The organism is Pseudomonas sp. GP01-A4 (assembly GCF_058780865.1).
In genome coordinates this window covers 1-22,843 of record NZ_JBYSWF010000090.1, presented here as the reverse complement: position 1 = coordinate 22,843, position 22,843 = coordinate 1, and the positions used below count along the sequence as shown (strand labels likewise).

At 62.0% G+C, this 22,843-nt stretch carries 19 protein-coding genes; 8 read left to right on the top strand and 11 right to left on the bottom strand.

Annotation, left to right across the window (positions count from 1 at the left end; genetic code table 11):
* Positions 1-254: 254 nt before the first annotated feature.
* The 7 genes from AC3WKX_RS31205 (at position 255) to AC3WKX_RS31175 (ending at position 7,441) form a co-directional block, all read left to right on the top strand.
* Positions 255-1,496 carry an SfnB family sulfur acquisition oxidoreductase gene (locus AC3WKX_RS31205; protein ID WP_008435817.1) on the top strand — a complete coding sequence of 414 codons (1,242 nt, stop codon included), beginning with the start codon at positions 255-257 and terminating at the stop codon, positions 1,494-1,496.
* 25 nt (positions 1,497-1,521) lie between these two features.
* Positions 1,522-2,715 carry an SfnB family sulfur acquisition oxidoreductase gene (locus AC3WKX_RS31200; RefSeq protein WP_003211848.1) on the top strand — a complete coding sequence of 398 codons (1,194 nt, stop codon included), beginning with the start codon at positions 1,522-1,524 and terminating at the stop codon, positions 2,713-2,715.
* Complete coding sequence (locus tag AC3WKX_RS31195) at positions 2,715-4,067, top strand: LLM class flavin-dependent oxidoreductase (protein ID WP_003211846.1); 1,353 nt, start codon at positions 2,715-2,717, stop codon at positions 4,065-4,067. The genes AC3WKX_RS31200 and AC3WKX_RS31195 overlap by 1 nt, the downstream gene beginning before the upstream one ends.
* A gap of 143 nt (positions 4,068-4,210) precedes the next feature.
* Entirely contained in the window at positions 4,211-5,026 is an 816-nt protein-coding gene (locus tag AC3WKX_RS31190) for a MetQ/NlpA family ABC transporter substrate-binding protein (RefSeq protein ID WP_003211844.1), read from the top strand.
* Entirely contained in the window at positions 5,023-6,141 is a 1,119-nt protein-coding gene (locus tag AC3WKX_RS31185; RefSeq protein ID WP_003211842.1) for a methionine ABC transporter ATP-binding protein, read from the top strand. The genes AC3WKX_RS31190 and AC3WKX_RS31185 overlap by 4 nt, the downstream gene beginning before the upstream one ends.
* Positions 6,131-6,775 (top strand): methionine ABC transporter permease, encoded by a 645-nt coding sequence (locus tag AC3WKX_RS31180; RefSeq protein WP_003211840.1) that lies wholly within the window; start codon positions 6,131-6,133, stop codon positions 6,773-6,775. The genes AC3WKX_RS31185 and AC3WKX_RS31180 overlap by 11 nt, the downstream gene beginning before the upstream one ends.
* A 39-nt stretch (positions 6,776-6,814) precedes the next feature.
* Positions 6,815-7,441 (top strand): class I SAM-dependent methyltransferase, encoded by a 627-nt coding sequence (locus AC3WKX_RS31175; RefSeq protein ID WP_008435824.1) that lies wholly within the window; start codon positions 6,815-6,817, stop codon positions 7,439-7,441.
* 94 nt (positions 7,442-7,535) lie between these two features.
* On the opposite strand, the gene AC3WKX_RS31170 is transcribed toward AC3WKX_RS31175, so the two are convergent.
* The 4 genes from AC3WKX_RS31170 to AC3WKX_RS31155 all read right to left on the bottom strand — a co-directional run bounded on the left by AC3WKX_RS31170 (position 7,536) and on the right by AC3WKX_RS31155 (position 15,061).
* Positions 7,536-9,719, bottom strand: coding sequence for a glycoside hydrolase (locus AC3WKX_RS31170; protein ID WP_102606018.1), 2,184 nt, complete (start codon positions 9,717-9,719; stop codon positions 7,536-7,538).
* Between the two features lie 121 nt (positions 9,720-9,840).
* On the bottom strand, positions 9,841-12,894 hold the full coding sequence (locus AC3WKX_RS31165; RefSeq protein ID WP_003211834.1) for an efflux RND transporter permease subunit: 3,054 nt from the start codon (positions 12,892-12,894) through the stop codon (positions 9,841-9,843).
* Entirely contained in the window at positions 12,891-13,961 is a 1,071-nt protein-coding gene (locus AC3WKX_RS31160) for an efflux RND transporter periplasmic adaptor subunit (protein ID WP_003211833.1), read from the bottom strand. The genes AC3WKX_RS31165 and AC3WKX_RS31160 overlap by 4 nt, the downstream gene beginning before the upstream one ends.
* A complete protein-coding gene (locus AC3WKX_RS31155; RefSeq protein WP_003211832.1) occupies positions 13,958-15,061 on the bottom strand; it encodes an efflux RND transporter periplasmic adaptor subunit in 1,104 nt (367 codons plus the stop codon). Before AC3WKX_RS31155 ends, AC3WKX_RS31160 begins: the two co-directional genes overlap by 4 nt.
* Positions 15,062-15,226: 165 nt before the next feature.
* Here AC3WKX_RS31155 and AC3WKX_RS31150 point away from each other — a divergent pair, with 165 nt between their 5' ends.
* Positions 15,227-16,387 (top strand): AAA family ATPase, encoded by a 1,161-nt coding sequence (locus tag AC3WKX_RS31150; RefSeq protein WP_102606019.1) that lies wholly within the window; start codon positions 15,227-15,229, stop codon positions 16,385-16,387.
* Between the two features lie 134 nt (positions 16,388-16,521).
* Here the strand turns inward: AC3WKX_RS31150 and AC3WKX_RS31145 are convergent, their stop codons facing one another.
* The 7 genes from AC3WKX_RS31145 to AC3WKX_RS31115 all read right to left on the bottom strand — a co-directional run bounded on the left by AC3WKX_RS31145 (position 16,522) and on the right by AC3WKX_RS31115 (position 22,599).
* Positions 16,522-17,397, bottom strand: a complete 876-nt coding sequence (locus AC3WKX_RS31145) for a transporter substrate-binding domain-containing protein (protein ID WP_102606020.1) — start codon at positions 17,395-17,397, stop codon at positions 16,522-16,524.
* Positions 17,394-18,170 carry an amino acid ABC transporter ATP-binding protein gene (locus AC3WKX_RS31140; protein ID WP_003211829.1) on the bottom strand — a complete coding sequence of 259 codons (777 nt, stop codon included), beginning with the start codon at positions 18,168-18,170 and terminating at the stop codon, positions 17,394-17,396. The genes AC3WKX_RS31145 and AC3WKX_RS31140 overlap by 4 nt, the downstream gene beginning before the upstream one ends.
* Positions 18,167-18,826 (bottom strand): amino acid ABC transporter permease, encoded by a 660-nt coding sequence (locus AC3WKX_RS31135; protein WP_008435829.1) that lies wholly within the window; start codon positions 18,824-18,826, stop codon positions 18,167-18,169. The genes AC3WKX_RS31140 and AC3WKX_RS31135 overlap by 4 nt, the downstream gene beginning before the upstream one ends.
* On the bottom strand, positions 18,807-19,472 hold the full coding sequence (locus tag AC3WKX_RS31130) for an amino acid ABC transporter permease (RefSeq protein WP_003211825.1): 666 nt from the start codon (positions 19,470-19,472) through the stop codon (positions 18,807-18,809). The genes AC3WKX_RS31135 and AC3WKX_RS31130 overlap by 20 nt, the downstream gene beginning before the upstream one ends.
* Positions 19,473-20,033: 561 nt before the next feature.
* Positions 20,034-20,816 carry a MetQ/NlpA family ABC transporter substrate-binding protein gene (locus AC3WKX_RS31125; protein WP_003211822.1) on the bottom strand — a complete coding sequence of 261 codons (783 nt, stop codon included), beginning with the start codon at positions 20,814-20,816 and terminating at the stop codon, positions 20,034-20,036.
* Positions 20,817-21,048: 232 nt separating this feature from the next.
* Positions 21,049-21,969 (bottom strand): sigma 54-interacting transcriptional regulator, encoded by a 921-nt coding sequence (locus AC3WKX_RS31120; protein WP_003211821.1) that lies wholly within the window; start codon positions 21,967-21,969, stop codon positions 21,049-21,051.
* A 48-nt stretch (positions 21,970-22,017) separates the two neighbouring features.
* Positions 22,018-22,599 carry an alpha/beta hydrolase gene (locus AC3WKX_RS31115; RefSeq protein ID WP_003211820.1) on the bottom strand — a complete coding sequence of 194 codons (582 nt, stop codon included), beginning with the start codon at positions 22,597-22,599 and terminating at the stop codon, positions 22,018-22,020.
* Positions 22,600-22,843: the final 244 nt, after the last annotated feature.

Below are 22,843 nucleotides of genomic sequence, written 5' to 3'. Positions count from 1 at the left end.
GACCAGCCCCGCCAGGGCCCCGCTGGCCTACCAACCCCGTCGCCCCGGCTCGCCTTGTGAACCGGGGTGACAGACCTTCTATGCATATTCCTAAAAGTTAGTTTATTAAAAAATTTAACACGCTTAGGGTATATGCACCGGACCACCGGACATTCCTGATTTTTTTATCTTTTCAACGGATGTGAGGTAGGTATGGTCAAAATTACCCCGGTGCGTAACGCCAGGGCATTGCGTGCAGCCAAGGAGCGGCGCTGATGTCTAACTTGGCACAAACACCCCCCCAGAGTGATCTGGACGTTGCCCCGCTGTTGTTGCCCGCCAAAGTGCTGCGCAACGACGCCGAGGCCCTGAGCGCCGCCCACGAGCTGGCACAGGCTGCGCGCCTGCAAGCGGCCCGGCGCGATCAGCAACGCAAACTGCCCTGGGCTGAAATCGAACACTTCACCCGCAGCGGCCTGGGCAGTATTTCCATTCCCCGTGAGTACGGCGGCCCGCAGGTGTCCTTCGTGACCCTGGCCGAGGTGTTCGCGATCATCAGCGCGGCCGACCCGGCGCTGGGGCAAATCCCGCAGAACCATTTCGGCATCCTGCACGTGCTGCAAGGTGCGGCCAGCGAGCGTCAGAAAAAGCAGCTGTTCCAGAGCGTGCTGGACGGCTGGCGCATCGGCAACGGCGGCCCGGAACGCGGTACCAAAAACACCCTGGACCTCAAGTCACGCATCACCGCCGAAGGTGACGGCTACGTCGTCAGTGGCCAGAAGTTCTACTCCACTGGCGCGCTGTTCGCCCATTGGGTGGCGGTCAAGGCCTTGAACGATGACGGCAAAGTCGTCATGGCGTTCGTGCGCCGTGGCACCGAAGGCCTGCGCATCGTCGATGACTGGTCCGGCTTTGGCCAACGCACCACCGCCAGCGGCACAGTGCTGCTGGATCAAGTGGCGGTGGACGCTGAACTGGTGGTGGAAACCTGGCGACTCGGCGAAACACCGGGCATCCAGGGTGCAGTCTCGCAATTGATCCAGGCGGCCATCGACGCCGGCATCGCCCGTGGCGCGATCGACGACACCATCAGCTTTGTACGCGAACGCTCGCGGCCATGGATCGACGCCAAGGTCGAACGGGCCAGCGATGACCTGTATGTGATCGCCGATATCGGCAAGCTGAAGATCGAACTGCACGCCGCTGAAGCTCTGCTGCGCAAGGCCGGCCAGGTACTGGACCAAGTCAGCGCCGCGCCGATCACCGCGCAGTCCGCCGCACGCGCCTCGATTGCCGTAGCCGAAGCCAAGGTGCTGACCACCGAGATTTCCCTGCTCGCCAGCGAAAAGCTGTTCGAGCTGGCCGGCAGCCGCGCGACCCTCGCCGAATTCAACCTCGACCGCCACTGGCGCAACGCCCGGGTGCACACCCTGCACGACCCGGTCCGCTGGAAGTACCACGCGGTGGGCGCTTACCACCTCAACGGCACTTTACCTGCCCGACATTCCTGGATTTAACCGACCAGACCTCTGGAGAATACGCATGACCCTTTCTCATCACGTCGCGGTTATTACCAGCGATGAACAAGCCCTCATTGTCGCCAGCGACCTGGCCGAAGACTTCCGCCGCGACAGCGCCTTGCGTGACCGTGAACGCCGCCTGCCCTTGCCTGAGCTGGACGTGTTTTCCCGCTCCGGCCTGTGGGGCATCAGCGTACCCAAGGAGTTCGGCGGTGCCGGCGTTTCCAACGTCACCCTGGCCAAGGTCACGGCACTGATTGCCCAGGCGGATGCGTCCCTGGGGCAGATCCCGCAAAACCATTTTTATGCCCTCGAAGTGCTGCGGGTGAACGGCAGCCCGGCGCAGCAAAAACGCCTGTACGCCGAAGTGCTCGCCGGCCAGCGCTTCGGCAATGCCCTGGCAGAACTGGGCACCAAGACCGCCCACGACCGCATCACCAAGATCACCCGCGACGGTGACGGTTTCCGTATCACCGGCCGCAAGTTCTACTCGACCGGCGCGATCTACGCCCAACGTATTCCCACGTCCGTGGTGGACGAAAACGGTGTGCAGCAACTGGCCTTTGTCACCCGTGACAGCGAGGGCCTGAGCGTGATCGACGACTGGAGCGGCTTCGGCCAGCGCACCACCGGCAGCGGTTCGGTGGTGTTCGATAACGTGTGGGTCGCGGCCCAGGACGTGATCCCGTTCCAGAGTGCCTTCGAACGCCCGACCACTGTCGGCCCGCTGGCGCAGATCCTTCACGCCGCCATCGACACCGGTATCGCCCGCGCTGCCTATGAGGATGCGCTGCACTTCGTGCGCACCAAGACCCGGCCGTGGATCGACGCCACCAGCGACAAGGCCACCGAAGATCCGCTGACCCTGAAAAGCTTCGGCCACTTGAGCATCCGCCTGCACGCCACCGAAGCCCTGCTGGAACGCTCAGGCGAATTCCTCGACCGCGCCCAGGCCGACAGCAATGCCGACACCGTCGCGGCCGCATCCATCGCGGTCGCCGAAGTGCGCGCCCTCAGCACCGAGATTTCCCTGGCGGCCGGCAGTACCCTGTTCGAACTTGCCGGAAGCCAGGCGACCCTCGCCGAACACGGCCTGGACCGCCACTGGCGCAACGCCCGGGTACACACCCTGCACGACCCGGTGCGCTGGAAGTACCACGCCGTGGGCAATTACTACCTCAACGATGAAAACCCGCCACTGCGGGGGACTATCTGATGGCGAAGAAAAAGATCCTGCTCAATGCCTTCAACATGAACTGCATCGGGCACATCAACCACGGCCTGTGGACCCATCCACGGGACAACTCGACCCAGTACAAAACCATCGAGTACTGGACCGAACTGGCGCAATTGCTGGAACGCGGACTATTCGACGGGCTGTTCATCGCCGACATCGTCGGCGTGTATGACGTCTACCAGAACTCGGTGGACGTGCCGCTCAAGGAAGCGATCCAGCTGCCGGTCAACGACCCGTTGCTGCTGGTCTCGGCCATGGCGGCGGTGACCAAAAACCTTGGCTTCGGCCTGACCGCCAACCTCACCTACGAACCGCCGTATCTGTTCGCCCGGCGCATGTCGACCCTCGACCACCTGAGCCGTGGCCGGGTGGGCTGGAACATCGTCACCGGCTACCTCGACAGCGCCGCCAAGGCCATGGGCCTGACCGAGCAGGTCGAGCACGACCGGCGCTACGACCAGGCCGACGAATACCTGGAGGTGCTCTACAAACTCTGGGAAGGCAGCTGGGAAAACGACGCGGTGATCAACGATCCGCAGGCGCGGGTGTATGCCCAGCCGGAGAAGGTGCACAAGGTCGAGCACAAGGGCGAGTTCTATCAGGTGGAGGGTTATCACCTGTGCGAGCCGTCGCCGCAACGCACGCCGGTGCTGTTCCAGGCGGGCAGCTCCGACCGTGGGCTGCTGTTTGCCGGGCGCCACGCCGAGTGCGTATTCATCAGCGGGCAGAACAAGGCCTCGACCAAGATCCAGGTGGACAAGGTGCGCGCCAGCGCCGTGGAAGCCGGGCGCAACCCGGACGATATCAAGGTGTTCATGGGCCTGAACGTGATTGTCGGCGCCACCGAAGAAGCTGCGTGGGCCAAGCACGCCGAGTACCTGAGCTACGCCAGTGCGGAAGCCGGCGTGGCGCATTTCTCGGCATCCACGGCGATTGATTTTTCACAGTACGAAATCGACGAACCGATCCAGTACGTGAAGAGCAACGCCATCCAGTCCGCGACCAAGAACCTGCAGAACAATGACTGGACCCGGCGCAAGTTGCTTGAGCAACACGCCCTGGGCGGGCGCTACATCACCCTGGTGGGTTCGCCGGCACAGGTGGCGGATGAACTTGAATCATGGATCAGCGAAACCGGCCTGGATGGCTTCAACCTGACGCGCATCGTCACCCCGGAAAGCTACGTCGACTTCATCGAACTGGTGGTGCCGGAGCTGCAGCGCCGGGGCTCGTACAAGACCGCGTATGAGACCGGGACGTTGCGGGAGAAAGTCTTCCACCACTCGGCGCACTTACCTGAACAACACACCGGCTCCACCTACCGCCACTGAACCAAAATGTGGGAGCGGGCTTGCTCGCGAAAGCGCTGTATCAGTCGCCGGATGCATTCACTGACACACCGCTTTCGCGAGCAAGCCCGCTCCCACAGTTGACCGAGTTGTTTGCACTCATACCTTATGACTGGAAATCCACTATGAAAAAAACACTGCTCAGCCACCCAGTCAAAGCACTGGCGCTCGCCCTCGGATTGTTCAGCTCGGCGGTATTCGCCGCTGACGCTCCCTTGAAAGTCGGCACCACCGCCGCCTTCGCCATTCCCCTGGAGGCCGCCGTCGAAGAGGCCGGCAAACAGGGTTTGAAAGTCGAACTGGTGGAATTCACCGACTGGATCGCACCCAACGTCAGCCTGGCAGCCGGCGATATCGACGTGAACTACTTCCAGCACATCCCGTTTTTGGAAAACGCCAAGGCCGCCGCCGGCTTTGACCTGGTGCCGTACGCGCCGGGCATCATCAACAACGTCGGGCTGTATTCGAAGAAGTACAAGAGCATCAACGACCTGCCCCAGGGCGCCAGCGTGGCGATTGCCAACGACCCGATCAACAGCGGTCGCGGCTTGCAACTGCTGGCCAAGGCCGGCTTGATCACGCTCAAGCCGGGCGTGGGCTACAAGGCCACTGAAGAAGACATCGTCACCAACCCGAAGAAGATCAAGATCCTGCAAGTCGAAGCCGTGCAACTGGTGCGCGCTTATGACGACGCCGACCTGGTGCAGGGCTACCCGGCGTATATCCGCCTGTCCAAGACCTTCGATGCCGAGTCAGCGCTGCTGTTCGACGGCCTCGACCACCCGGAATACGTGATCCAGTTCGTGGTCCAGCCCAAGAGCAAAACCGACCCGCGGGTGATCAAGTTCGTCGACATCTACCAGCACTCGCCGGTGGTGCGCGCCGCGTTGGATAAATCCCTTGGCAAGCTCTACCAAGTGGGCTGGGAAGATAAAAAATGACCGCCGCCCACTCTCAACTGCGCGACCTGGGCCTGCCGCCCAGGGACGCCGAGCAGACAGAACTGCACCCGGACCTGAATCGCGCGCACGTGCGCTTTATCAACCTGGGCAAGACCTATGACGGCCAATCCGTGCCCGCCCTGCAAGGCATCGACCTGGCGATCCAGCGCGGCGAAGTCTTCGGCATCATCGGCCGCAGCGGCGCCGGCAAGTCGTCGCTGATCCGCACCATCAACCGCCTGGAACAACCGAGCAGCGGCCGGGTATTGATTGACCAGGTGGACATCGGCGACTTCGACGAAGACCGCCTGGTCGCCCTGCGCCGACGCATCGGCATGATCTTCCAGCACTTCAACCTGATGTCGGCCAAGACCGTGTGGCAGAACGTCGAACTGCCGTTGAAAGTCGCAGGCGTGCCCAAGGAGCAGCGCGAGAAGAAGGTGCGTGAACTGCTGGAATTGGTCGGTTTGCAGGATAAGCACAAGGCTTACCCGGCGCAGCTGTCCGGCGGGCAGAAACAGCGGGTGGGCATTGCCCGCTCACTGGTGCATGACCCACAGATTCTGTTGTGCGATGAAGCCACTTCGGCGCTCGACCCTGAGACCACGCAATCCATCCTCGGCCTGCTGCGGGAGATCAACAAACGCCTGGGCCTGACCATCGTGCTGATCACCCACGAAATGGCCGTGATTCGCGAAATCTGCGACCGCGTGGTGGTGCTGGAACACGGCCATGTGGTCGAGCAAGGTCCGGTGTGGGAAGTGTTCGGCAACCCGCAGCATGAGGTCAGTAAAACCCTGCTGGCGCCGCTGCAACATGGCCTGCCTGAAGAGTTGCAAAGCCGCCTGCAGGCCAATCCGACCTCAAAGGACGCCGCCGTGGTGCTGCGCTTGCAACTGACTGGCAGTGCCGAAGACGAACCCGATCTTGCTGCGTTGTTCAGCGCCCTCGGCGGGCGCGTGCGCTTGCTGCAAGGCGGTGTGGAACGCATCCAGGGCCACGCCTTGGGGCAATTGCTGCTGGCGGTGAGCGGCTCGTCCCTGACCGCCGAAGAACTGCGCAGCCGCGCCGGGCGCTGGGCACAACAGGTGGAGGTGCTGGGCTATGTGGTTTGATCGTTTACTGCAGGGCGCCATCGACACACTGTTGATGGTCGGAGTGTCGTCGTTGATTGCATTGCTGGTGGGGATTCCGCTGGCGGTGTTCCTGGTGACCAGTGACAAGGGCGGCATCTATCAGGCGCCTGCCTTGAATCGGGTGCTGGGGGCGTTCGTTAACCTGTTCCGCTCGATCCCGTTTTTGATTTTGATGGTGGCGCTGATTCCGTTCACCCGGTTGATCGTCGGCACCACCTATGGCGTGTGGGCGGCGGTGGTGCCGTTGACCATCGCGGCCACGCCGTTCTTCGCGCGGATCGCCGAAGTCAGCTTGCGCGAAGTCGACCACGGCTTGATCGAGGCGGCGCAGGCCATGGGTTGCCGGCGCTGGCATATCGTCTGGCATGTGCTGCTGCCGGAGGCGCTGCCGGGGATTGTCGGCGGGTTCACGATTACCCTGGTGACGATGATCAACTCCTCGGCCATGGCCGGCGCAATTGGCGCCGGTGGGCTGGGGGATATTGCCTATCGCTATGGCTATCAGCGTTTTGACACGCAGATCATGCTCACCGTGATTGTGCTGCTGGTGATCCTGGTAGCCGTGATTCAGTTGGGCGGCGATCGGTTGGCCAGGGTTCTGAACAAGAGGTGAGGTATAGTCGGGCCATCTCAGCGCCCGGTATAACCTGCCATGAAACTTGCCCCCGACGACCTCGACCAGATCACCTCCACCACCCTTGGCCACTACAACAAAGTGGCCGAGGATTTTCGTGAAGGCACCCGCGATCACGATGTGAGCCAGAACATTGATGCGTTGCTGCGGCATATCCAGGGCGACGCACCGTTTACCGTGCTGGATTTCGGCTGCGGGCCGGGGCGGGATTTGCAGACGTTTACCCGCATGGGCCACATCGCGGTGGGGCTCGATGGTTCGGAGCGCTTTGCACAGATGGCCCGGGAAGACAGCGGCTGTGAAGTGCTGCAACAGGACTTCCTGAAGCTGGATTTGCCGGCCGGCCGTTTCGACGGGATCTTCGCCAATGCGGTGCTGTTTCATATTCCCAAGCAGGAACTGCCGCGCATTCTTGGGCAGTTGCATGGGGCGTTGAAGGTCGGTGGAGTGTTGTTCAGCTCAAACCCTCGGGGTGAAAACCAGGAGGGCTGGAATGGGCCGCGGTATGGCTCGTATCACGACTTGCAGGCCTGGCAGGAATTGCTGACGGCTGCGGGGTTTATGGAGTTGGAGCATTACTACCGGCCAGCGGGATTGCCTCGGGAACAACAGCCGTGGCTGGCGAGTGTGTGGCGCAAGCTGTAGGTCTTTGTTGTTTGGGCTTACGCCTTCGCGAGCAAGCCCGCTCCCACATTTTGGAATGCATTTCCCTGTGGGAGCGGGCTTGCTCGCGAAGGACTCACAGCCGCCACTCATCCACCTGATACACCACAGCCTGGGCGCCAGGCACAAAAGCCGTAATACGCCCCTCAGCAAAATTCGCCACCAACCGCGTTCCATCGGCAAACGTGGTCTGCTGCACCTGTTTATCTTCCGTCAGCCAGCGAAAATCGGTCATGGCCTGAGTCGCCAACCGCTCATGCAGCGGCCGGAAGAACGCGTCCTGGCGCTGAATCACCGCCAAGCGCTGCTTCACCGTCGCCGCACTCAGGTGATACAGCGGCGGCACGTTGTAGAGCAGCTGCGTCAGCTCGCTTTCGGCCCGCACGTTGCTCAGTTTCAGGCTGTCGAACAGCCAATGGTGGGTGGTGATCACCGAGCCATGGAACACCGCCTGATACAGCGGCAGGCGCATCGTCGGGTCAAAGTAGACCGTGCGAAACGGCTCTTTCAACGGCACCGACTTGAAGAACACCGCCGGCTGTTCCGGCGGGTACCAAGCCCCGACGTAATACGGCGACTGCTTGTCCTTGGTCATCTCCCGATCACCCCAGCCCAGCACCGGCGTTTGCATGCCGTGGGCAAACAGGATGCCTCGGGCGGTGATCGCGTTGCCGTCCTCGGAACCTGCCGGCAACTTCAGCGCCGTATTGATCCAGCGGGCCGCATCGATATTGCCTTCGGCATTTTGTGCCTGGGTCATGCTCGCACCCGTGCGATAGCTGTCGAACAACATGCTGGTGGCATAGGCGTCGAGGAACCAGGCGTTGAACCCGGACTTGGCCTGCACCGCCTTGATCCGCGCCTCCAGCAACGGCCGCACGCAGCGCGGGTCGGTGTAGTGGCCGGACTTCTGGAAGCCTGTCTTGAGCTGGCCGCCCTTCAACACGATCGCGCACTCGCCATAGGCCTTGCTGCCCAGGTGCGCGGTGGTCCAGTCGGGATTTTCGGTGGCAGACAGTGCCGTTTCATAAGAGTCGTAGGGCGCCATCAGGTAACCGGCGTCGACCCCGGTCTTCACCGCCTCAGGATGCCAGAGCCCGCCTTCCCAGCCTTCGCCCTGGGTCACCAGCAGGCGCTTGAGACCGGCGCCTTTCAGCGCGTTGGTGACGGACAAGGTGTTGCCCCAAGTCTCAGGCGTGGCGCTCAAGGCACCCGCAAAAGCCACGGCCAACTCACGACGCAGCGCACCATAACCGTCAGCGAGTTGGGTCATATTCGGCTCGGTGGAGGGCTGCCAGCCCTGCCGGGCCTTTGTGTTGATCGCCGCGTTCAGGCCGCGCAGCAGGACAGCCTGCTCATACGGTTGCTTGACCTGCCGAACCTGCGCAGCCTCTTTGTCCAGCAAGCCATTCAATTCAGCCGCCAAGCCTTTGCCGCTGCGTAGCAGCTTGAGCAGTTGCGGCCAGTCGCGCACATCCCCCGGAGCCAGCAGATCATTGCCCCACAGGTAGATATGGCTGGCGCCCAGCAGCTTTTCCGCTTCCGGGGTTTGCCGCAACTTGTCCGCCAACGGTTCAAACAGCCCCTGCTCCACCAGCCACTGGTGATAACGCTTGGCGCCGGCCAGCGGGTCGCTTTCGCCCAGGTGCAACAGAACGGTCATCGGTGCCGCGGGGTCCAGCGTGGTGAATTCATGGAAGGCGGACAACGCCAGTCCTTTGCCGTCGGCCTGCCAGTGCAGACGGTTGTTGTAAGGATTGGTCATCAGCCAGTTGAGGGTAAACGCGCCGTGATCCACGCCCCACAGCGGCAAGCTGAGGTCCTGGGTGGTGTTGACGTCGCCCTGCTCCAGCAGGAAGTCCTGCCACACACCATTGCCCGCCGGCACGTAATGCCCTTCGGCCAGGGGCCAGATCAGGCCCTTGCCCATGGCGCTGGCGGGTTGGCGCAGGATCGCCAACTCACCGGCATCACGGGCGGTAATCGTCAGGGCAAGATCCCGTTGCTCGAGGGTGGCGCTCAGGCGATAGGCGCCATCGTCCCATTGCCAACTGGCCTGACGGGTGCTTTGGGAGAGCTGGTTGACCCTGTGCGCAGGGCCTCCGCTTGAAGCCTGCACGGCGGTCTTGTCGCTGGGGATAACGTGGATAGCAAGGGTCGCCGGGTCGATCTCAACCCGCCACAGGGCGTTCTCCAGCACCGTGCCGGCAAGGGCCACGGGCGACAGTAACAAGCTACAAACCAGCAGGAAACAACGCATGGGGCAGGCCTTGGCAAAAGGATCAGGCCCGGAGGGTAAAACAATTGATCGGGTGCGAAGGGCAAAAAAATGTTTCAGGGAACATTCCCACGTCCGTGTAGGAATGTCACCGCTGTGGCTGTCAGGCTTGTTCTTTCTTCGGCTCGCGAATCTTGTACCAGGCCACATACAGCGCCGGCAGGAACAGCAGCGTGAGCAAGGTGGCGATGATGATCCCGCCGATCATCGCGTAGGCCATCGGGCCCCAGAACACTTCACGGGCGATAGGGATCATGCCCAGGCTGGCCGCTGCTGCGGTCAGCAGGATCGGCCGGCGCCGGTGTTCGGTAGCTTCCACCACCGCGTCCCACGGCGTGTAGCCGTCGCGCTCGTAGGCGTCGATCTGCGTCACCAGGATCACCGAGTTACGGATGATGATGCCGATCAGCGCAAGGATCCCCAGAATCGCCACAAAGCCCATGGGCGTGCCCGTGGGAATCAGCGCCAACACCACGCCAATCAGCCCCAGCGGCGCCACGCTGGCCACCAGGAACATCTTCTGCACGCTGTGCAGCTGGATCATCAGGAAGGTCGCCATCAGGAACAACATCAACGGCACTACCCTGGCAATCGGGCCCTGGGCCTTGCCGCTTTCTTCCACGGTGCCGCCGGTGGCGACCTTGTAGCCCACCGGCAACCCAGCACTGAACTTGTCGATGTCCGGCTTGAGCTGTTTCACCAGGTCGGTCGGCTGCATGTCGTCGCGCACCGCCGCCTTGATGGTGATGGTCGGCTTGCGGTCGCGACGCCATACCAACGGCTGTTCCAGCTCATAACGCACGGTGGCGAACGCCAGCAGCGGAATCGAGGTGCCGTTGGGCGTGACGATCTGCAGGTTCTGCAAGGTTTCCGGCGTACCGCGTTCGGCATCTTCGGCGCGGCCGACCACGTTGATCAGGTAGATATCGTCATGCACCTGGGTCACCGATGCACCGCTGACCACACTGTTCATCAACTGCGCCACGTCTTCCGACGACAGCCCCAGTTGCCGCGCCTTGTCCTGGGCGATGTCCACCCGCAGGACTTTGCCCGGCTCGTTCCAGTCGTAGATGATCTCGCCCATGTGGGTATTTTTATCGAGCATGGTCGCCAGTTCGATCGCGTGTTTGCGCACCTGGTCGATGTCCTTGCCAGACACCCGGTACTGGATCGGACGCCCCACCGGCGGGCCCATTTCCAGTGGCTGCACGAAGCTGCCCACGCCGACAAAATCTTCCCGCAGGCGTTTTTGCAGGCGCGCAATCAAGGCGCCGCGCTCTTCCAGGCCCTTGCTGACGATCACCAGTTGCGCGTAGTACGGGTTCTCCAGTTGCTGGTCGAGCGGCAGGTAGAAACGGATCGCGCCCTGGCCGATGTAGGTGCTCCAGCGGGCGATGTCCGGGTCGTCCTTGATGATCGCCTCAAGACGGTCGACGGCCTTGCGGGTCTCGTTGATCGAGGCGTTTTGCGGCAGGTTGAGGTCGACGAGAATTTCCGGACGGTCCGAGGACGGGAAAAACTGGTTCTGCACAAACTGCATGGAAAACACCGACGCTACAAACAGCAGCACGGTAATGCCAATGGCCCACCAGCGGTTACGCATCGCCCACAGCATGCCGCCATTGAACGCCCGGCCCACACGGCCCGGCTCGGCATTGTGGGGTTTTACCTTGCTGCTGAGGATATGCACCCCGAGCACCGGCGCGAACAATACCGCGACCACCCACGACACCAGCATTGCCACGGCAATCACCGCGAACAGCGTGAAGGTGTACTCCCCCGCCGAACTGGCGTTGAGGCCAATCGGCACAAACCCGGCGACGGTCACCAGCGTGCCGGTCAACATCGGGAACGCGGTGGAGGTGTAGGCGAACGTCGCCGCCTGCTCCTTGGTCTCGCCTTTTTCCAGGCGCGTGATCATCATCTCCACGGTGATCATCGCGTCGTCCACCAACAGGCCGAGGGCGATGATCAACGCGCCCAGCGACACCCGCTGCATGGTGATGCCGCTGTATTCCATGAACACGAACACCAGCGCCAGCACCAGCGGGATCGAGCACGCCACCACCAACCCGGCACGCACGCCGAGGCTGATAAAGCTCACCACCAGCACGATGATCACCGCCTCGAACAACGCGCTGGTAAAGCCGCCGACGGCCTCCTCCACCACTTCGGCCTGGTCGGAAACCTTGTGCACGCCCACACCCACCGGCAGGTCGGCGGTCAGGTCGTCCATGCGTTTGTGCAGGGCCTTGCCGAAATCCTGGATGTTGCCGCCCTTCTGCATGGCGATGGCCAAGCCGATGGCGGGTTTGCCGTTGAAGCGGAACATCGGCGTCGACGGGTCGACATAGCCACGGGTGATTTCCGCCACGTCGGCCAGCCGATAGAAACGGTCATTGAGCCGCAGGTTGACGTTGGCCAGGTCCTTCTCCGAGGCGAACTGCCCGGAGGTGCGCACCGAAATCCGCTCCGGCCCGGCCTCGATCACCCCAGCCGGGGTCACGGCGTTCTGCGATTGCAGGCTCTGCACCACCTGGCGCTGATCGATCCCCAGCGCTGCGAGTTTGCGGGTGGAGAAATTCAGGTAAATCACTTCGTCCTGCTGGCCGATCATCTCGACCTTGCCCAGCCCCGGTACCGAACGAATTTCGGCGCGCACCTGCTCCACGTAATCGCGCAGCTGGCGCATCGACAGGCCGTCGGCGGTAAACGCGTACACCGAGCCGAACACATCCCCGAACTCGTCGTTGAACGCCGGCCCCTGCAAGCCTTGGGGGAAGCTGCCGCGAATATCGTCGATCTTCTTGCGGACCTGGTACCAGATCTGCGGGATGTCCTTGGCGCTGGTGGTGTCCCGCAGGAACACGAACACCGTGGACTCGCCGGGCCGGGTGTAGCTCTTCACGTAGTCGAGGGAGTCCAGCTCTTCGAGTTTTTTCTCGATGCGGTCGGTGACCTGCTTGAGGGTTTCTTCCTGGGTCGCACCCGGCCAGCGGGTCTGGATCACCATGGTCTTGATGGTGAACGACGGGTCTTCCTCGCGACCGAGGTTCATGTACGAGAACACGCCCATCAGCAGCGCGACGAACATCAGGTACCAGACGAAGGACTGATGCTTGAGGGCCCAGTCGGATAAGTTGAAGCTCCCTTTCATCGCGGGCTGTCCTCGTCGATTTTGACTTTTTGCCCGGGCTTCAGGCTGTTAACGCCGGCACTCACCACCCGCTCGCCGGGTTTGACGCCTGCGTTGAGCAAGGCGCTGTCGGCGTCACGGCTGACGATGCTGACGTCACGGGGCTGTACGGTCTGGCTTTGGGTGTCGATGACCCAGATGCGGGTCTTGCCGTCGGCTTCCTGCAAGGCGCTGAGGGGCAATTCGATACGCGGCGCGATGGCTGAACTCAGGGTCACGCTGATGGCGGTGCCAAGGCGGAACGCGGGCGGTGTTTCCGCCAGGGTCAGGCGGGCGCGACGGGTGCGGGTGGCACTTTGGGCCTGGGGTTCGATCTCGCGCACGGTGGCGGTGGTGCTGACCGTGGGATCCATCTGCCCGGCGACCAGGAACACCACATCCGGCGGCAGGCGCTCGGCGAGGCCGGCGGGCAAGTCGATGACGGCTTCCTTGATGTCCGGTCGTGCCAGGGTCACCACTTGCTGCCCGGCGCTGACCACCTGGCCGGCCTCGGCATTCCAGGCGGTGACGATGCCTGCATGGTCGGTGCGCAGTTCGGCGTAGTTGAGCTGGTCCTTGGCCTGGTTGACCGAGGCCCTGGCCTGATCCAGGGAAGCCTGGGTGGTTTTCAAGTCGGTCTGGGCGATGTCCAGTTGGGCCTGGGCGCCGACGCCACGGTTGAACAATTCCTGCTGGCGACGCGCATTGGCCTGGGCGTTGATCCACTGTGCCTGGACCCGGGCCAGGTCGCCCTGGGCGGCGCGCAACTGGTTCTGTTGATCGGTGGGGTCGAGCACGGCGAGCAACGCGCCCTGCTGCACTTCAGCGCCCACGTCGACCGCGCGCCGGGCGATACGGCCTGGCACACGGAAACCGAGATTGCTTTCGTAACGGGCCTGGATCGTTCCGGCGAAGCGGCCGAGGTTTTCCTGGTCCTCGGCTTTCACTTCAATCGACAGCACCGGGCGCACCGGTTCCGGTGCCGGTTCTTCCTTGGAACACGCCATCAACAGCAGGCTGGCGGCGAGCACACACGTCAACTGCTTCATGGCTGCACTCCCTGGGCCTGGGCCTGATCCGGCGGCTGGGCGATTTCCACGATCATGCCGGGATGCAGCAGTTGCCCGCCGGCCACCACGACTTTTTCGCCGCCCTTGAGGCCGTCGCTGATGATCACCTTGCCGGTCAGGTAACGCGCGACCGTGACCTTGTGCAGTTGCGCCTTGCCGTCGTCGTCCACCAGCCAGACAGCAGGCGCGCTGATGTCTTTGGTCAAGGCTGCCCACGGCAATTCGATGCTGGCCTTGGCCGGCCCGTTGGCGGTGGCGCTGACCACCGAGCCCAGTTGCATGCCCTTGGGCAGCGCGTCGAGGGCGATTTTGACTTGCACCGTGCCGGTATTGGCGGCAACGGCCGGGGTGACTTCGCGCACCTTGCCCACGGCGGTGATCTGCGGGTTTTCCAGCAGGCTGACGGTAATCGGCTTGTCCGGCGGCGGCTCCACCAGCAGCGATTCATAGACGTTGAACACCGCGTCGCGCTCGCCATCCCGGGCCAGGCTGAAAATCGGCACGGTGGCCTGCACCACCTGGCCCACCTCGGCCTGGCGGGCGGTGATGATGCCCGGCGCGTCGGCGACCAGCGAGGTGTAGCCCAACTGCTCGCGGGCATTGGCCAACTGCGCCTGGGCCGCGGTCAGCGCGCTCTGGCTGCTGCGCAACGCGGCCTGGGCGGAGTCGTATTCGCTGCGGCTGGTGTAGCCCTTGGGCAAGAGTTTTTCCTGGCGCACAAACGCGGCGGCGGTCTGTTTGACCCGCGCCTGCTCGGCGACCACCTGGGCCTGGGCGGAGTCGACGTTGGTCTGCAAATCTTTCGGATCGAGCTTGGCCAGCACCTGCTTGGCGCTGACGCGGTCGCCGACATCCACCATGCGCTGGATGATCTTGCCGCCGACGCGAAACGACAGATCGGTCTGCACCCGCGCCTGGATATCGCCGGTCAAAGTCACGGCGGCGGCAAAGTCGGTGGATTTCACCGTCTGCACAAACACCCGGGAATGTTCCTTGGGCTCGGCTTTTTCCTGGCCGCAACCGCTCAACAGCGCCAGCAAGCCAAGGCCGAGGATAAATGTGAGTTTGGGACCGCCCATGCAGGCTCCTTGCTTGATTGACGCGTCGGTGATTATGCGACTGTTAGCGTAGTTCAGGGTTCCGCGTCGTAGGCATTGACTTACAGGAAATCAGGACGCTCGCGACACATCTCCGCCAGCCGACGCAGGTAACATGCGGATCCACATAATCGCGAACATCCTCTCATGCTCAAAACCCTCGCGGTGGCCAATTACCGCTCGATCAACAAATTGGTGGTGCCGCTGGATCGGTTGAACCTGATCACCGGCCCCAATGGCAGCGGCAAGTCCAACCTGTACCGCGCCCTGCGGCTGCTGGCGGAGACGGCCCAGGGCGGGGTGATCAACGCACTGGCCCGCGAGGGTGGGCTGGATTCAACCTTCTGGGCCGGGCCGGAAAGCATCAGTCGGCGCATGCTCAGTGGTGAAGTGGCGGTGGAGCCCATCGTGCGCCAGGGCGCCAAGCGGCTGCGCCTGGGGTTTGCCGCAGAGGATTTCAGCTATGCGATTTCCCTGGGGTTGCCCGAGAAAACCTTGTCCTATTTTTCCCTGGACCCGGAGATCAAGAAAGAATGCATCTGGGCCGGGCATGTATTTCGCCCGGCGAGCCTGCTGGTGCAGCGCTCCGGCCCGATGGTACGTGCCCGCGATGGCCGCGCCTGGGATGTACTGGCCCAGCACACGCCGAACTACCACAGCCTGTTCGATCAGGTCGGCAGCCTGCGGGGTTCGCCGGAGGTATTGCTGCTGCGCGAAAGCATTCGCGGCTGGCGCTTTTATGACCACTTTCGCAGCGACGTCGACGCCCCGGTGCGCCAGCCGCAACTGGGCACGCGCACGCCGGTGCTGCATCACGACGGTCGGGATTTGGCAGCGGCGTTGCAGACCATTCGCGAGATTGGCGACCCGGACGCCTTGCAGCGGGCGATCAGCGATGCGTTTCCCGGCGCGCGGTTGAATATCGAGCCGTTGCAGGGCGGACGCTTTGCCATCGAGTTTTATCAGGAAGGGTTGCTGCGGCCCTTGTCGGCAGCAGAATTGTCGGACGGCACCTTGCGCTACTTGCTGCTGGTGGCGGCGCTGCTGACGCCGAGGCCACCGACGATGATGGTATTGAACGAACCGGAAACCAGCTTGCACCCGGATCTTTTGCCGGCGTTGGCGCGGCTGATCATTCAGGTGTCGCAGCAGTGTCAGGTGTGGGTGGTGTCCCATGCCAGCCGCTTGATTGCGGCGTTGCAGCAGGATGAAGGGTGTAATTCGATCGTGCTGGAGAAGGTGATGGGGCAGACGCAGGTGGTGGGGCAGCGGGTGCTGGATGAGCCGGCGTGGCATTGGCCCAGTTAGGCGGCGCCTGTGAGGGCCTCTTCGCGAGCAAGCCCGCTCCCACATTTGTCCGCATTCCAAAGGTGGAACTCGGTCGAATGTGGGAGCGGGCTTGCTCGCGAAGACGGTAGATCAGTCACCCAACAGCTAACTGATCAACCCTGCCACTTCCCGCCTTCAACAATCACGCTTTCCGGCTTGGTGTCATCGCTCAGTTCCTTGCGAACATACTGGTCATACAGCTTGAGCAAATACTTCTCTTCGCCCAACTTCGCCAGCTCGGCATTCACCCAATCCCGCAATTCGATGTTGCCCTTCTTCACCGCCGGCGCAATCGGCGCTTCATCCCCCAGTTTCTGCTCCAGCACGCGATAGCCCGGGTTCTGCTTGGCCCAGCTGAACAACACCAGGTTGTCCTGGGCATAGGCATCACCACGGCCCGCCGACAACGCTTGCAGCGACTCGGAATTTTTCTCGAACTTCAGCAGTTTCCAGTCCGGGTGGTTCTTGGTCAGCCAGATATCCGCGGTAGTGCCGGTGGTGACGATGGTGGTGCGGGTCGCCAGGTCGTCCAGGCTCTTCACCGAGCTGTCCTGCGGCACCAGGGCCTGCACCGCGACTTTCAGGTTCGGGTTGGTGAAGTCCACCGCTTCCTTGCGCTCCGGCGTCACCGTCATGTTGGCGAGGATCAGGTCGACCTTGTCGCTTTGCAGGAACGGAATGCGGCTCGCCGGCTCTACGGCGACGAATTCAACCTTGTTCTCGTCGCCCAGCAGGTCCTTGGCGAAACGGCGGCCGATGTCGGTATCGAAGCCGACATAACGGCCGGACTCATCCACGAAACCAAACGGCGGCTTGTCGGTGAATACGCCGACGATCAGCTTGTCCCGCGCCTTGATCTTGTCGATGTAGCTCACCGCAGCGGGTGCCGGGGTGGCAGCGGCAGCCGTCTTGGCGGGCTCTTCGGACTTATTGCAGCCGGCCAGCAAAGCGAGGCCGAACAGGGGGAATAACAACTTGGCAGATTTCATGACAGCTCCAGTTCCTTGGTTCTTTTGGGCAGTGTTGAAACGAAGGAGAACTTCTCCAGGAACTGCTGCGCGCGTGCGGTTTGCGGGTTCGTAAAGAATGCCTCGGGGGTGTTTTGTTCGAGGATGCGGCCGGCCTCCATGAACACCACGCGGTCGGCGACGGCGCGGGCGAAGGCCATTTCATGGGTGACGATCAGCAGCGTCATGCCGTCCCGGGCCAGGCCCTGGATCACTTCCAGTACTTCCTTGACCATCTCCGGGTCGAGGGCGGCGGTGACTTCGTCAAACAGCATGACCTGCGGGTTCATGCACAACGAGCGGACGATGGCGATGCGTTGCTGCTGGCCGCCCGACAGCTGGCGCGGGTAGGCGTCGCGTTTGTCGGAGAGGCCCACCCGTTCCAGCAGTTTTTCAGCCTGGGCCCGGGCTTCGCGGGGCTCGCGTTTTTGCACTTTCAGCGGGCCGAGCAGGAGGTTGTCGAGCACGCTCATGTGCGGGAACAGGTGATAACTCTGGAACACCATGCCCACGTCCTGGCGCACCTGGCGCCAGTCGGTGGCCTTGTCCAGCAGCTCCTTGCCGGCAAAACGCAGGCTGCCGCTGTGGGCCACTTCCAGGCCATTGAGGCACCGCAGCAAGGTGCTTTTGCCGCAACCGCTGGGGCCGAGGATCACCACCACTTCGCCGCTTTGCACACTCAGGTCGATGCCGTCGAGCACCTGCTGGTCGCCGAAAAACTTGTTGAAACCCTGGAACTCGATCAATGCGCTCATGCTTGGGCCCAGCGCCGTTCCAGCACCTTGGAGGCGGCCGACAACGGGTAGCAGATAAAGAAGAAAAACAGGAACAGCGCGCCGTAGATCAACACCGACTCGTAGGTGCGCTCGATGATTTGCTGGCCGACCTTGATCACGTCCACCACACCGATCAGTACCGCCAGGGAGCTGGTCTTGATGATGCGGGTGTAGACGTTGATGGTCGGCGGGGTCATGCGTTTCAGGGCCTGGGGCAACAGCACGTAACCGTACAGTTGCGGGTCCGACAGGCCAATCGACAGGCCGGCTTCACGCTGGCCACGGGGCAACGAATGCAACGCACCGCGCACCACTTCGCCGACTTCACTGGCACCCCACAGCGACAACACCAGCACGGCGCACCAGAAGCTCGGAATGCTCAGGCCAAAGAAAATCGGCAGGCCGAAGAACAGCAAGTACAACCACACCAACACCGGAATGGCGCGGAACAGCTCCAGGTAAATCCGCAGCACCAGGTTGATCGCTTTCGAATTCAACGTGCGCAGCACGCCATACACCACGCCGCCGACGGTGCTGAAGGCGATGCTCAAGAACGAGATCGACAGGGTTTGCGCCGCGCCCTTGCCCAGCTGCGGCAAGGACACCCAGAGTAATTCAAGACCCGAACTGGCCATGCTGGAGCCTCCTTTCAAGGCGGCTGAGCAGCAGCGACAGCGGCAGGAATAACAGCACGCAGATCAACGTGAGCACCGCGAGCATTTCGTAGGTTTTGTAGTAGAGGGCGATATAGCTTTTGGTGGTGTAGAGAATTTCCGGCACCGCCACCGCCGACACGATCGTGGTTTCCTTGAGCAGGAAAATAAAGTTCGCAAACAGCGCCGGCAGGCTGAGGATCCCGGCCTGGGGCAGGATCACATGGCGCAGCAGTTGCCAGTGGGACAGCCCGATGGACTTGCCCGATTCGATCTGTGCCAGCGGCACCGCCTCGACACCGGCGCGCAACACTTCCGTGAGGTAGGCGCCGCCGAGAAAGGTCATGGTGATGATTGCCGCCCAGAACCCGGAGATATTCAGCCCCAGGGCCGGCAACGCGAAATAGACGAAAAACAGTTGGATCAGCAGCGGTGTGTTGCGCGCCAACTCCACGTACAGCGCCACCAGGCGCCACACGTAGGGCGTGCGAAACACCAGCAGCGCGGCGTTGATCAAGGCCACCAGCATGGAGGTGCCAATGGCGATCAGGCCGACTTGCAGGGTAACGCCCACGGCCTTGAGAAACGCCGGCAGCGTGCTGAGGATAAATGCGTAATCGAAGGTCATCTGAAATCCCTGACGCCGCAGGGGTAAAGCGGCGTTGGTGCGGTCCGGTCCAGCGTGGGTAACGCCGGGTAGCGCCGACTTTAAAGGTATAAAAAGCAAAATTTAAATACCGAAATAGCATATTGATATCACCCAAATAGATAACCTGCGGATTCGCGGTGCAGATGGATGACAGCTACTGTTCCCGGGGAAGTAGGAAGGGTCTTTTTATCGGAGCTGCACTTCAGGGATAGGCAGCGCGTGGCCAGACTGACGGCCAACCAACAGGCGAGGGAATGAGCGATGAACGAGGCAAAACCGATTGATGCGCAGGAACTGGTGAAGTGGCTGGTGGCACTGCGCAGGGCCATCAATAGCCGGAATCTCTGAGCAGACACAGTCCCAAAAAGTGGGAGCGGGCTTGCTCGCGAATGCGGTGTATCAGTCAGCAGATGTGTTGGCTGACCCACCGCATTCGCGAGCAAGCCCGCTCCCACATTTCGATTGTGTTCCAGCCATAAAAAACGCCGACGCTGTAGAAGCCGTCGGCGTTTAAACCTTGAAGGAGGTTTTTGGGTTCGATCAGAACGCCGGCACGACCGCGCCGTTGTATTTCTTCTCGATGAAAGCTTTCACTTCAGGGCTGGTCAGGGCTTTGGCCAGCTTCTGGATCGCGTCGCTGTCCTTGTTGTCCGGGCGGGCAACCAGGAAGTTCACGTACGGCGACTTGGCGTCTTCGATGATCAACGCGTCCTTGGCCGGGTTCAGGCCGGCTTCCAGGGCGTAGTTGGTGTTGATCAGGTCCAGGTCAACCTGGTCCAGGACGCGTGGCAGCAGCGCCGATTCCAGCTCTTTGAATTTCAGGTGTTTCGGGTTGCTGGCGATGTCTTTCGGCGTGGCCAGGGCGTTGGTCGGGTCTTTCAGAGTGATCACGCCAGCCTTTTGCAGCAGCAGCAGGGCACGGCCGGAGTTGCTGCCTTCGTTCGGGATGGCCACGGTGGCGCCATCTTTGAGCTCAGAGATGTTTTTGATTTTTTTCGAGTAGCCGCCGAAGGGTTCAACGTGCACACCGACCACGGTGACCAGGTTGGTGCCTTTACCCTTGTTGAAGTTTTCCAGGTACGGCAGGGTCTGGAAGTAGTTGGCGTCCAGACGCTTCTCGGCCACCTGTACGTTCGGTTGTACGTAGTCGGTGAAGACTTTGATTTCCAGGTCCACGCCTTCTTTGGCCAGGGTCGGCTTGACCAGCTCAAGGATCTCGGCGTGCGGGATCGGGGTAGCGGCTACCACCAGTTTCTCGTTGGCCTGGGCGAAGCTTGCAGTCAGGGCAGCCGCCAGTGCGGTAAACAACAGAACCTTTTTCATGCAGTGTCCTTATCGAAAATCCGGGTCGTCTGGGACGGCCGCTTTTTTAGTGGATGCCAGCGAAGTGCTATCGCGGCGTGGAGCGGACAATACCGAGGTTTTTTATTCCAGAACAATACTTTTTATTCACTTTGATATTCCATTTTGTTCATGCAGGAGCCCGTCTTGCCGGCGATGGCGGTCTTGAGCCTTGCGATGCTCCTGAGGACGCCATCGCCGGCAAGCCGGGCTCCTACAAAACAGCGTGTTCTTTCAGATAGCTTTTCAGGGCTTCAACCTCGGCGGCGCTGGCGTGGCCAAGAATTCGCCGCACCTGCTCCACAGGCGAACCCGCCACGGGCAGGTTCAAATGCTCAGGCAGAATCTCGTCGCCACTGCTGACCAGCAAGGCAAAGTGAATCACGTTCTCCAACTCCCGGGTGTTGCCCGGCCAGCTGTGATGCTCCAGCACGCGCTGGGCTTCGTCGCTGATCAGCGGCACCGGCAGGTCGAGGCGCTGGCTGTAGATGCCGAGGAAATATTCGGCCAGTGACAGGATGTCGCCCACCCGCTCGCGCAGTGCGGGCAGCTCCAGTTGGCCTTCGCTGAGGTAATGGAACAGGCGCTCATGAAACTTGCCGGCCGCCACGGCCTGGGCGAGGTCGATGCTGGTGGCCGCCACCAGCCGCACATCCACCGGGCTTGGCTGATGGGCGCCGACGCGAGTGACTTCGTGGTTTTCCAGCGCCGCCAGCAGCTTGACCTGGATTGGCAGCGGCAAGTCGCCGATTTCATCCAGGTACAACGTGCCGCCGTTGGCCGAGCCAAACCAGCCGGCGCGGCTGCTGGCTGCGCCGCTGTGGCTGCCTGCGGCGTAGCCGAACAGTTCGGCGTCGGCGTATGTCGGGCTGATGGCGCCGCAATTCACCGAGACAAACAGGCCGGTGCGGTCGCTGCCACGGTGGATATGCCGGGCGAGCAACTCCTTGCCGCTGCCGGTTTCGCCGCGGATCAACACGGGCAAGGCACGGGGGGCGAGGTTTTCGAGGTCTTCGCGCAGTTGCCGCGAACGCGGGTCGACAAACACCAGCGCCTTGGCACGAATGCTCAGGGGGCTTTTTTCGGCGTCGGGGAAGGTCAGAAGGGGCTGACCGAAGGTTTCATGCAGGCTCATGGCAGGCTCCCGCCCCATCCACGAAGGGGAAGGGGCGTTTAAAAAATTTTATGCACGGCGCCGGGAGTGATGTTCCAGGCGATTTTGCAGGCGATAGAGGTAGGCGAAACCCTGTTCCCAGCGTTGATGGCCGGACTTCACGTTGATGTGCCCGGCGCCCGCGAGAATTCCCGCTTCGGCGCCCCAGTTACGTGCCAGTTCCAGGGCGCGGGTGGCGCTGACGGCGCTGTCGTTGTCGGAGCTGACGACCTGGCTTGGGAACGGCAGCAGGTGGCTGGGGATTGGCGCAAAGTTACGCAGGGCGGGTGCGCAGGCAGGGCGTTCGACATCGGCCGGGGCCACCAGCAGGGCGCCGCGTACCTGACGCAGGAACTGCACCGGTGCGGTGGCCGCCCAATGGGCGACGGTGATGCAGCCCAGGCTGTGGGCGATCAGAATCACCGGGGTGCTGTCGGCGGCGATGGCTTCGGCCAGGGCGGCCACCCAGTCTTCGCGGCGTGGGGTGAGCCAGTCGGCCTGCTCCACACGAGCGCTGTTGGGCAGGCTGTTCTGCCAATGACTTTGCCAATGATCTTCTGGCGATCCTTGCCAGCCCGGCACGATCAGATAACGAATCGACTCGCTGTGCATGGGTGTGCCCTCCTGCAGCGTTTAACGTTGTGGGTCAGTATAGGCACGGGGTATATATTCGTTAAGGAATAAGAAGCTATTTATTAATAACCAAAATGTTTGTTGAGAGTGATGGGGGGTTTAGGGGGATGGGGGTACATATCCGTTTCTTCGGTTATGGCCGCTATTGGTTCCGCTCTTACAGCGGCTCACTTTTGAAGAGCGCAAAAGTAAGCAAAACGCTCTTGCCCCACCACTCGGCACC